The following is an 11,746-nucleotide window of genomic DNA, read 5'->3' as shown; positions in this document are numbered from 1 at the left end:
TGGCGCACACTGCAGCTCGCTGCCATGCAAGGACTTCCGCCCGCAACGCTCCGGGCCACGAACCCGAGACCAGAATGTCGCCGGACTACGAGACCGAATATAACAACCGCGCCCGCGTGCCCGAACATCCCGGCATCATCACCGGTTGGGCGAGCGATGCGGCGGCCTATCGCAACGCCGCCGTCGGCGAATTCGGCGTGCCCTATGGCGCGAGCGAGCGGCAACGCTACGACCTGTTCAAACCGGACACGGCCAAGGGCAACGCGATCGTACTGTTCATCCATGGCGGCTACTGGCAGGCGCTCGATCCGAGCTTCTTCTCGCATATGGCGCGGGGCCTGAACCTGCTCGGGGTTCCGGTGGCGGTCGCCGGCTATGATCTCTGCCCGCAAGTCGAGGTCGGCCACATCGTTTGGGAGATGCAGCAGGCGGCGGCGGCACTATGGCAGCGCTACAACCTGCCCGTGATCGCGGCCGGGCACTCGGCCGGCGGTCACCTCGCCGCCTGCCTGCTCGCCACGGACTGGAAGAATGTCGATCCGGAGCTGCCGGACCATGTGGTGCCCGCAGCCTATGGCATTTCGGGTCTCTACAATCTCAAACCCCTCACCGAGACCAGCGTCAATACGGCCCTGGGGCTGACATTCGAGGCCGCCGAGCGGGAAAGCCCGCTGTTCTGGCCCGCGCCTTCGCGGCTGGTCATGGACGCGGTCGTCGGCGGTACCGAAAGCGAGGAATATCTCAAGCAGAGCCGACGGATCGTCGATGTCTGGGGGCTGGAAGGCGTCCAGACGCGCTATGAGGAGATTGCAGGGGCGAACCATTTCACGGTGGTAGCCGGGCTTGCAGATCCCGAAAGCGGCATGAGCCGCAGGCTGGCGGCGCTGGCCGGCGCTTGATTGCGAGCGCTTGATCTTGAGGGGCCCGAGCCTCTATCAGAGCGGGCAACGGCTTGGAGCTACGCGATGCAGACCTTCTTCGTCGAGATCAAATGCAAGCTCGGCAAAACCTATGAGGTCGCCAGCGAGCTGGCCGACCGCGAGATCGCCTCGGAAATCTATTCGACCGCCGGCAATTACGACATCCTGGCCAAGTTCCATGTCGGGGCCGACGTCGATATCGGCCATTTCGTGGCGCAGAAGGTGCAGTCGATCCCCGAGATCGCCGATACGCACACAATCATCACGTTCAAGGCGTTCTGAGGCGGCGCCTGAGTTTTCACAGCCCATGAGGCCGAGTTCATGCATCGCTTGAGCCCCGAAATCTGAATCGTTTCAAGATTTTGTGGTGCAACGCTGATCCATTTTATTGTTTTGCTAACCATGTTTTGCGAGCAGCCGCGCTGACTTCGAGCGCAAAGGGCGCGCGCCTTGTCAATGGCCGAGCCTAAGCGTGCACCCGCATCCTCCTCAGTTTGATCAAACGAGTTTCGCCGCTCGATGCTTGACGCGGGCGGCCTTTCCGCGCGACCTCGTTGCCTCGATTACGGACGCGAAGGAAGCGTGGGGATGGCTAAGAGCACCTTGTCGGCAGATCTGCGCTCGGGAGCGCTGGTTTACCATCGCAGCCCCCGTCCCGGTAAGATCGAGATTCAGGCGACCAAGCCGCTCGGCAACCAGCGCGATCTCGCGCTCGCCTATTCGCCCGGCGTCGCTGCTGCCTGCGAGGCGATCGTCGACGATCCCGGCCAGGCGGCGGAACTGACCTCGCGCCAGAACCTCGTCGCCGTCATCACCAACGGCACCGCCGTGCTGGGGCTAGGCGACATCGGGCCGCTGGCCTCCAAGCCAGTGATGGAGGGCAAGGCGGTCCTGTTCAAGAAGTTCGCCGGGATCGACTGCTTCGACATCGAGGTCGAGCAGAAGAACATCGAGAAGTTCGTCGAGGTGGTAGCCGCGCTGGAGCCGACCTTCGGCGGCATCAACCTCGAGGACATCAAGGGCCCGGAATGCTTCGAGATCGAGGAGCAGCTCAAGGCCCGGATGCAGATTCCGGTCTTCCATGACGACCAGCACGGCACGGCGATCATCGTCTCGGCGGCGGTCCTGAACGGGCTCGATCTCGCTCAAAAGAAGATCGCTGACGTCAAGATCGTCGTTTCCGGCGCAGGCGCGGCCGCGCTTGCCTGCCTCAACCTGCTGGTCGAACTCGGGGCGCAGCGCAAGAACATTTGGGTCACCGACCTCGAAGGCGTCGTTCACAAGGGCCGCAACACCCTGATGGACCGCTGGAAGGAGATCTACGCGCAGGAGACCGACGCCCGCACGCTCTCGGAGGTGATCGAAGGCGCCGACATCTTTCTGGGGCTATCGGCGGCCGGCGTGCTCAAGCCCGACATGGCCAAGCGCATGGGGCCGAAGCCGCTGATCCTGGCGCTGGCCAATCCCAATCCCGAGATCACGCCCGAAGATGCGCTGGCAGTCAGGCCCGATGCGATGATCTGCACCGGGCGGTCGGACTATCCCAACCAGGTCAACAACGTCCTGTGCTTTCCCTACATCTTCCGCGGCGCGCTCGACGTGCAGGCGACGACGATCAACGAGGCGATGAAGCTTGCGGCCGTGCGCGCCATCGCGGCGCTTGCCCGCGAAGCGACTTCGGACATCGCGGCGCGGGCCTATGGCGGTGAGGCCTCGACCTTCGGGGCGAATTCGCTGATCCCCAACCCGTTCGATCCGCGCCTGATCCTGCGCATCGCTCCCGCCGTCGCGGAAGCCGCAATGGCGACCGGCGTGGCGCGCAAGCCGCTGGTCGATGTCGAGGCCTATCGCGAGGACCTGTCGCGCTTCATCTTCCGCTCGGGCTTCATCATGAAGCCGCTCTTCGCCAAGGCGAAGGCCAACCCCAAGCGCGTGATCTATGCCGAGGGCGAGGACGAGCGCGTGCTGCGCGCAGCCCAGGTCGCACTGGAGGAAGGGCTCGCCATCCCGATCCTGATCGGCCGGCCGAGCGTGATCGAGACCCGCATCCAGCGCTTCGGCCTGTCGATCAAGCCCGGCGTCGATTTCGAGCTGGTGAACCCGGAAGACGATCCGCGCTATCGCGACTATGTCCAGACCTATCTCGACATCGCCGGCCGGCGCGGCATCACGCCGGAGGCGGCGCGGTCACTCGTTCGCACCAACAACACCGTGATCGCGGCGCTCACCGTGGTGCGCGGCGAGGCGGATGCGATGATCGCGGGGCTGGAGGGGCGCTATCTCTCGCGGCTGCGGCACATCAAGGACATCATCGGCCTGGCGCCCGGCGCGCAGGACATCTCGGCGATGACGCTGATCGTGACCAACAAGGGCGCGTTCTTCCTGGCCGACACCCATGTGAAGGCCGATCCGACCGCCGAGGAGATCGCCGACATGACGGTGCTGGCGGCGAGCCATGTCGCCCGCTTCGGCATCGAGCCCAAGATCGCGCTGCTCTCCCATTCGGATTTCGGCGCGGCCGACACGCCCTCCTCGCTGAAGATGCGCAAGGCGGTCTGCCTGATCCGCGAGCGGGCGCCGGAGCTCGAATGCGACGGCGAGATGGAGGCCGACACCGCGCTGGTCGCGATGGTCCGCGAGCGCGTGCTGCCGTCCTCGCGGCTCAAAGGCGTCGCCAACGTGCTGATCTTCCCCAATCTCGACGCCGCCAACATCGCCTACCAGTTCGCCAAGGTGCTGGCCGACGCGCTGCCCGTCGGGCCGATCCTGATCGGCGCCGCCAAGCCCGCCCATATCCTTACCGGCTCGGTGACGGCGCGCGGCGTGGTCAACATGACGGCGGTCGCGGTGGTCGAGGCGCAGGAGCAGGAGGCGCTGGCGGGTTGAGGACCGACCATTGCCGACGCGGCATCCGCTCTGCCATCATCGGCATCCGATGAATGTCTCGCAGGAGCGATCCCTGTCCTCGATTGTCCGTCTCGCCGTGCTGGGCCTTGCCCTTCTTGCCATGGCCGCGACCGCTTCGCGAGCGCAGGAGCCCCTGCGCGAGGAGAGCACCTTCCTGCGCATCAAGCTCGGCGGTCGCGACGTTCGGCTGGAGGCGCTGATCGTGCGGCCGGCCGCGGCGGCCGGGAAGCTGCCGCTGGCCCTGATCACGCATGGCAAATCGGCCAGCCACATCAGCATGGGCGATCTGCGCGCGGCCTCCTATGCGACGGTGGCGCGCGATCTCGCCCGCCGCGGCTGGCTCGCGGCGGTGGTGATGCGGCGCGGTTTCGGCCAGTCGGACGGGCCGTTCCCGGCCGCCGCCTCCTGCGCCAATCCCGATCTGACGACCCAGTTCAACGGGGACGCCGACGAACTGATCGAGGCCTTGCGAACCCTCCAGCAGCGCCCCGACGTCGATCCCGAGCGGGCCATCGCGCTCGGCGAATCCGCCGGTGGGGCGGCCGTCCTGGCGCTGGCACGGCGCAAGCCCGCCGGTTTGCGCGGCGTGATCAATGTCGCGGGCGGCCTGAACCTCGAAGAGTGCACCGAGAAGGGCCGCGACGCGCTGGTTTCGACCGTGAAGGGCTTTCAGGCCGCGAGCGGCGTGCCTCAGCTCTGGGTCTATGCCAAGAACGACGAACTCTTCCCGCCGCCTCTGGTCGACCGGATGCGGGCGGCGGCGCTCGATGCGGGAGGCGATGTCCGCTTCGTCGAACTGCCCGAGATCAAGCCGCGCGGGCACCTGATCTTCCGCAACGGGCAGGCGCGCTATGTCTGGCTCGCCGAAATGGACGCCTCGCTGCGCGCCTGGAAACTGCCGACATGGTCGCCAGCGCAAGCGCGGCTGCGCTTTGCCAAGCTCGGGCTGACGGCGCGGGCGGGGACGTTCGAGCGCTATTTCGCCGCGCCCGGCGAAAAGGCGATGGCGCTGAGCCCCTCGACAAAGCATTTCCGCTACTGGTTCGGCACCGATAGTCTCGAATTGGCCCGCGAGAATGCGCTGCGCGAGTGCAAGAAGGCCGCGCCTGATTGCGTCGTCGCCTTCGAAAACGACAGGCCGATGCTGCCGGAATAGCGCCGCGCGCAGCGACGAAGCCGTTCGGAAGGGCTCGCATCGCTGGAAGGGCTCGGCTACGAAGAAAACCCATCCTGATCTCCCCTGCCCCTGCCTTGCGAGAGCCCCGATCCATGAGCCGCACTGTCTACGTCAATGGCGAATACCTCCCCGAGGAAGACGCCAGGATCTCGATCTTCGACCGTGGCTTCATCTTCGCCGACGGCATCTACGAGGTCTCAGCGGTGCTCGGCGGCAAGCTGGTCGATTGCGAGGCGCATCTTGCCCGGCTCGAACGCTCCTGCGGCGAGATCAAGCTACCCTTGCCCTGGTCGAAAGCCGAGCTGATCGCGATCCATGAGGAGCTGATCGCGCGCAACGCGGTCGACGAGGGCGGCGTCTACCTGCAGGTGACGCGTGGCGCGACCGATCGCGATTTCGCCTTCCCGAAGGATATCGCCCCGACGCTGGTGATGTTTACCCAAGAGCGCAACATGAGTTCGGCTCCGGCGGCCAGGACCGGCATCAAGGTGGTGACCTGCCCCGACATCCGCTGGGCGCGCCGCGACATCAAGAGCGTGGCTCTGCTGGCGCAGGTGCTGGCCAAGCAGTTCGCGGCCGAGAACGGCGCGGCCGAGACCTGGATGCTGGAGGGCGACGTCGTCACCGAGGGCGCTTCCTCGACCGCCTGGATCGTCAAGGGCAAGACGCTGATCTCGCGGCCGTTGTCGCAGAAGGTGCTGCCGGGCATCACGCGCAAGGCCGTCCTCGCCTATCTCTCCGAGTCCGGCTACGCCTTCGAGGAGCGCGAGTTCACCCTGAGCGAAGCACTCGACGCGGAAGAGGCCTTCATCACCTCCGCCACCAGTCTCGTCATGCCGGTGGTCTCGATCGACGGCCACACGATCCACAACGGCGCGCCAGGACCGGCCGCGCTTCGGCTGCGCGAGATCTATCTCGATTTCGCCAGGAAGGGCGGGGTTCTGGGCTGAACCGGCGTCATTCCGGGGCTTGGCGCAGCCAAGAGCCGGAACCCATACGCACCGTCGCCCGGTAGCCAGGGACCTGCGTTAGAGTTTTCCGCCCGAAGCGCAGTGGCTATGGGTTCCGGGCTCAAGCGCTTCGCGCTTGCCCCGGAATGACGGGAGCGCCCATCACATAGGTCGCGACGATATTGCTGGCGTCGCCCAGCGTGACCAGCACGAACAACTCCTCGGCCAGATCGCGCGCCGTTTCCAGCCGGTGCGCCATCGCCCGCGTCGCGGCGGGATCGAGCACCACGACATCGGCCTCGTGGCCGGTTTCCAGCGAGCCGATGAGGTGGTCGAGGCCGATAGCCATTGCGTTGCCGCGCGTGATGGCGTGGAGCGCCGCCAGCGCGCTGAGCGACTGCCCCTGCAATTGCAGCACCTTGTAGGCCTCGGCCATGGTTCGCAGCATCGAGTAGGAGGTGCCGCCGCCGATATCGGTCGCGACCGCGACGCGCACGCCCTCGTGGCGGGCGCGGGCCCAGTCGAAGAGCCCAGAGCCTAGAAACAGGTTCGAGGTCGGGCAGAACACCGCCACGGCGCGGGCTTGCGCAAAAGCGCGCCATTCGCGCTTGGTCATGTGGATGCAGTGGCCCATCAGGCTGTTGCGTCCGAGCAGACCGAAATCTTCGTAGATGCCGGTGTAGTCGGCGGACTCGGGATAGAGTTCGCGGGCAAAGGCGATCTCGGCCTGGTTCTCGTTGATATGGGTCTGGACGTGGCAGTCGGGATGTTCCGCCGCCAGCCGCCCGGCGGCCGCAAGCTGCTCCGGCGTCGAGGTGATCGCGAAGCGCGGGCTGATCGCGTAACGCTGGCGGCCCCGTCCGTGCCAGCGCTCGATCAGCGCCTTGCTGTCGGAATAGCCGCTTTCGGGGGTATCGGTCAGCGCCTCGGGCGCGTTACGGTCCATCATCACCTTGCCGGCGACCATGCGGGTGTTGCGGCGCTCGGATTCGGTGAAGAAGGCTTCGGCCGATTGCGGATGAACCGAGCAGAAGGCGACTGCCGTCGTGGTGCCGTTCGCCAGCAATTCGTCGAGCAGGAAGGTGGCGAGCTTTTCGGCATGGCCCTGCTGGCCGAGCTTCTGCTCCTCGACGAAGGTGTATCGGTTCAGCCAGTCCATCAGCTGCGCGCCATAGGAGGCAATCACCTGGGTCTGGGGCATGTGCAGATGCGCGTCGATGAAGCCCGGCATGATCAGATGCGGGCGATGGTCGGCGACATGGGTACCTGCCGGCAGCGTCGGCAGGAGCGCGGAGGCCTCGCCGACCGCCGCGATCAGGCCGCCTTCGATCAGCAGCAGCCCGTCCTCGATGTAGCGATGAGCGGCGTCGCCGGCCGCTTCAGGATCATCGACGAACCAGAGCAGGCGACCGCGCAGGGCCGTCAGGGCTTTCGTTTCGCTCAAGGCTTTCGGCTCCGGCCCAAATTCACGCCATATCTGCACCAAATCAGCGCTTCCGGCCAAGCCTGGAACATGCCTAATCTGCGGGCATGATTTGGACGAACGCCACGATCGCGCAAGGCGGTTTCGCGCTGGAACCACTGACGTCATTCCGGGCGCAGCGAAGCGGAGACCCGGAATCCATCATAGGGCGCGGTGCTCTGCGATGGATTCCGGATCGGCGCGGCTTTGCCGCTTGTCCGGTATGACGGCGGTGGTTGGTGCAGGCGTCGCGGGAACCCATTCGCATGCGTGACACGCTGCGCTTCATCCTCGGAACCGAACCGGTCGAGATCGCGTCCTGCGACCCGACGCTGACGGTGCTCGACTGGCTCAGGCTCGACCGGCGCCTGACCGGGAGCAAGGAGGGCTGCGCCGAGGGCGATTGCGGTGCCTGCACCGTCGTTGTCGGGCGGCTCGATCGCGGCCGGCTGCGCTATGAGGCGATCAATGCCTGCATCCGCTTCCTGCCGACATTGGACGGCTGCCATCTGCTCACTGTCGAGCATCTGAAAGGCGCGGACGGCGCACTGCATCCCGTTCAGCAGGCGCTGGTGGACTGCCATGGCTCGCAATGCGGCTTCTGCACGCCGGGCTTCGTGATGTCGCTTCTAGCGCTCTGGCTGAACGAGAACGCGCCGGACGTGGCCCGCATCGAGGATGCGCTCGCGGGCAATCTCTGCCGCTGCACCGGCTACGAGCCGATCATCAAGGCGGCACAGGCGATGTACCGACGCGGTGGACGGGCGAGCGACCGCCTTGCGCTGGACGCCGCCGAGACAGCCGGGCGGCTTGCCGCGATGGCCGGCGACGAGACGCTGTCGCTGGGCGACGGGATGCGGCGTTTCCTTGCGCCGGGCAGTGTCGAGTCGCTGGCCGAGCTTGTCGTCGCCCATCCCGACGCGACGCTGGTGGCAGGCGCGACCGATGTCGGGCTTTGGGTCACCAAGGGCATGCAGCAGCCGGCGACGGTGATCTATCTCGGCCGCATCGCCGCCCTGCGCGAGATCGCCGACGAAGGCGACCATTTGCGCCTCGGCGCAATGGCGAACCACGTCGATGTCCGCACCGCGCTGACGGCACTCTCACCGCAACTTGACGAATTGATGCGCCGTTTCGGCGGGGAGCAGGTGCGCAATGCCGGCACGATCGGCGGCAACATCGCCAACGGCTCGCCGATCGGCGATTTGCCGCCGGCGCTGATCGCGCTGGACGCGCGTCTGATGCTGCGCAAGGGAACGGAACGGCGCGAAATCCCGCTCGAACGTTTCTTCCTCGACTACCGCAAACAGGACCGGCAGCCGGGCGAATTCGTCGAGGCGGTGCTGGTTCCGAAGCTGCCGGCGGGTGCGCTCTTTCACGTCTCGAAAATCTCGAAACGCTTCGACGAGGATATTTCCGCGGTGTGCGGGGCGTTCTTCGTCAGGCTCGACGCGTCCGGCCCCATCGCAGAGGCTCGCCTCGCCTATGGCGGCTTGGCGGGCATCCCGAAGCGCGCCAAGGCAGCGGAGGCCGCGCTCCTCGGACGGCCATGGGACGAGGCCGCCGTCGCTGCAGCCATCGCCGCCCTGCCCCAGGATTTCACGCCGCTTTCGGACATGCGCGCCTCGGCCCGCTATCGCCTGACCGTCGCCGGAAACCTGCTGCGGCGCTTCCTGATCGAGACCACCGACGCGACCATCGAGACCCGCGTCGCCGGCCTGCTCGTGGAGGCCGCCGATGGCTGACGCGCGCAAGCGGCTGGAGCCGGCGAGCATGGCGGGCCTTGTCGGCGCCGCCGTCACACATGATTCTGCCGCCAAGCATGTCGCGGGCGAGGCGCTCTATATCGACGATGTCGCGAGCCCCGCCGGACTCGTGCACGCCTATCTCGGGCTGAGCACCATCGCGCATGGCAGGCTGGTCTCGCTCGACCTCGATGCGGTACGCACGGCGCCCGGCGTTCTCGCCGTCCTGACCGCCGCCGACATTCCAGGCGCCAACGATATCTCCTCGACGCATCGCCATGACGAGCCGGTTTTCGCGACCGGGACGATCCTGCATCACGGCCAGCCGCTTTTCGCGGTGGTCGCAGAGACACGCGACCAGGCGCGGCGCGCCGCCCTGCTGGCGAGGGCCTGCTATGACGAGAAGGCGCCAGTGCTCGACGTCGCGGCGGCACGCGCGGCGGGCGGCGGGCTCGTCACCGATCCGCTGACGCTCGAACGCGGCGACGTCGCCGCTGCCATGGCCGCGAGCCCGCGCCGGCTCAGGGGCTCGATGGCGATCGGGGGCCAGGACCATTTCTATCTGGAAAGCCAGATCGCGCTCGCCATTCCGGGCGAGGACGAGGACATGACCGTGCTCTCCTCGACGCAGCATCCGTCGGAAGTCCAGCACATGGTCGCAGCCGTACTCGGCGTCGGTTCGCATGCAGTGACGGTCGAGATTCGGCGCATGGGCGGCGGGTTCGGCGGCAAGGAGACGCAATCAAACCTGTTCGCCGTCGTGGCGGCGCTCAGCGCCCGCACGCTGAAGCGGCCGGTCAAGCTTAGGCCCGACCGCGACGACGATATGATCATCACCGGCAAGCGCCACGACTTCGTCTGCGACTACGAGATCGGCTTCGACGATGCCGGCCATATCCTGGCAGTCGATGCGGTCTATGGCGCGCGCTGCGGCTGGAACGCCGATCTGTCGGGGCCGGTGACCGACCGTGCGCTGTTCCACATGGACAATTGCTATTTCTATCCGGCGGTGCGGGCCGTCTCCCAGCCCCTGCTGACCAACACCGTCTCCAACACCGCTTTTCGCGGCTTCGGCGGGCCCCAAGGCATGGTCGGGGCCGAGCGCTTCATTGAGGAGGTCGCCTTCGCGACCGGGCTCGACCCGCTGGAGGTGCGCCGGCGCAACCTCTATGGCGGCAGTTCCTCCAGTGAAGGGCCGGGACGCGACGTCACGCCCTATCACCAGACCGTCGAGGACATGATCGCCGGCGAGGTGATGGCTGAGCTGGAGCGTCGTTGCGACTACACCGCGCGACAGCAGGCGATCCGCGAGGCCAACGCCAAAAGTCCGATCATCAAGCGCGGCATCGCGCTGACGCCGGTCAAGTTCGGCATCTCCTTCACCGCGACCTGGTTCAACCAGGCAGGCGCGCTGGTGCATGTCTATACCGACGGCACGGTCATGCTGAACCATGGCGGCACCGAGATGGGCCAGGGGCTCTATGTGAAGGTGGCGCAGGTGGTGGCGCAGGCCTTCGGGATCGGGCTCGATCAGGTCAAGATCACCGCGACAACCACCGGCAAGGTGCCCAACACCTCGGCGACCGCCGCCTCCTCGGGTTCCGACCTCAACGGCATGGCGGCGCTCGATGCCTGCGAGACGATCAAGGCGCGGCTCGTCGCTTTTGCCGTCAAGAAGTGGAGCGTCGCGGAGAGCGACGTCGTGTTTCTGCCCGGCCGGGTGCGGGTCGGCGCGCATGAGATGAGCTTTACCGAACTGGTGTCCGCCGCCTACATGGCCCGCACCCAGCTCTCGGCGACGGGCTTTTACGCCACGCCGAAGATCCACTGGGACCGCAAGACCGGGCGCGGCCACCCGTTCTATTATTTCGCCTATGGCGCGGCGGCAGCCGAAGTCGCGATCGACACGCTGACCGGGGAGTACAAGGTCGAGCGTGTCGATATCCTGCATGATTGCGGGACATCGCTGAACCCCGCGATCGACAAGGGCCAGATCGAGGGCGGCTTCATTCAGGGCATGGGCTGGCTGACCACCGAGGAGCTGGTCTGGGATGAGAAGGGGCGGCTCAAGACCCATGCGCCCTCGACCTACAAGATCCCGGTGGCCTCGGACCGGCCGCGCATCTTCAATGTCGAACTGCTGGAGAATGCACCCAACCGCGAGCCGACGATCCACCGCTCCAAGGCCGTCGGGGAGCCGCCGCTGATGCTGGCGATCTCGGTTCTGCACGCGCTGTCGGACGCGGTAGCGAGCGTGGGCGGGCACAGGGTTTGTCCGAGGCTCGACACGCCGGCGACGCCGGAGCGGGTGCTGGAGGCGGTGGAGCGGGTGCGGGCGGAGGCGGGGCTATGAACCGTTCCGTCATTGCGAGCGAAGCGAAGCAATCCAGAGGTCTCGCGCACACGTCTGGATTGCTTCGCTGCGCTCGCAATGACGGGCGCGGGGAACCCTCTCCCGGAGGGAGAGAGCAGGGTGAGGGGAAGGCCCTTCGCCGATATGTCCGGGACCTCTGCGCTGCCTCGTGCCGAGACGGGCGCGCAACTGGTCTTACGTCCGTCACCTCACCCCTGCCCCTCTCCTTTCA

At 66.6% G+C, this 11,746-nt stretch carries 8 protein-coding genes; 7 read left to right on the top strand and 1 reads right to left on the bottom strand.

All coding sequences use genetic code 11. The features are described from left to right. Positions 1–74: 74 nt before the first annotated feature. The 5 genes from AXW83_RS01795 (at position 75) to AXW83_RS01775 (ending at position 5,954) form a co-directional block, all read left to right on the top strand. Positions 75–899: an alpha/beta hydrolase gene (locus tag AXW83_RS01795; RefSeq protein ID WP_066610095.1), complete on the top strand. Its 825-nt coding sequence runs from the start codon at positions 75–77 to the stop codon at positions 897–899. A gap of 66 nt (positions 900–965) precedes the next feature. Then, positions 966–1,202: an Lrp/AsnC ligand binding domain-containing protein gene (locus AXW83_RS01790; protein WP_066610093.1), complete on the top strand. Its 237-nt coding sequence runs from the start codon at positions 966–968 to the stop codon at positions 1,200–1,202. Positions 1,203–1,508: 306 nt separating this feature from the next. After that, positions 1,509–3,806 carry an NADP-dependent malic enzyme gene (locus AXW83_RS01785; protein ID WP_066610091.1) on the top strand — a complete coding sequence of 766 codons (2,298 nt, stop codon included), beginning with the start codon at positions 1,509–1,511 and terminating at the stop codon, positions 3,804–3,806. A gap of 10 nt (positions 3,807–3,816) precedes the next feature. After that, positions 3,817–4,983, top strand: coding sequence for an alpha/beta hydrolase family protein (locus AXW83_RS01780; RefSeq protein WP_066610089.1), 1,167 nt, complete (start codon positions 3,817–3,819; stop codon positions 4,981–4,983). 113 nt (positions 4,984–5,096) lie between these two features. Further along, a complete protein-coding gene (locus AXW83_RS01775) occupies positions 5,097–5,954 on the top strand; it encodes a D-amino-acid transaminase (protein WP_066610087.1) in 858 nt (285 codons plus the stop codon). 121 nt (positions 5,955–6,075) lie between these two features. Here the strand turns inward: AXW83_RS01775 and guaD are convergent, their stop codons facing one another. Continuing rightward, positions 6,076–7,398 carry a guanine deaminase gene (gene guaD, locus AXW83_RS01770; protein WP_066610086.1) on the bottom strand — a complete coding sequence of 441 codons (1,323 nt, stop codon included), beginning with the start codon at positions 7,396–7,398 and terminating at the stop codon, positions 6,076–6,078. A 284-nt stretch (positions 7,399–7,682) separates the two neighbouring features. On the opposite strand from guaD, the gene xdhA reads away from it, so the two are divergent. Together xdhA and xdhB are read left to right on the top strand one after the other, a co-directional pair. Continuing rightward, a complete protein-coding gene (xdhA, locus tag AXW83_RS01765; RefSeq protein ID WP_156639684.1) occupies positions 7,683–9,161 on the top strand; it encodes a xanthine dehydrogenase small subunit in 1,479 nt (492 codons plus the stop codon). Beyond that, positions 9,154–11,514: a xanthine dehydrogenase molybdopterin binding subunit gene (gene xdhB / locus AXW83_RS01760; RefSeq protein WP_066610084.1), complete on the top strand. Its 2,361-nt coding sequence runs from the start codon at positions 9,154–9,156 to the stop codon at positions 11,512–11,514. Before xdhA ends, xdhB begins: the two co-directional genes overlap by 8 nt. Positions 11,515–11,746: the final 232 nt, after the last annotated feature.

It is taken from the genome of Bosea sp. PAMC 26642, from assembly GCF_001562255.1.
Lineage (GTDB): Bacteria > Pseudomonadota > Alphaproteobacteria > Rhizobiales > Beijerinckiaceae > Allobosea.
This window is presented reverse-complemented; position numbering and strand designations above follow the sequence as displayed.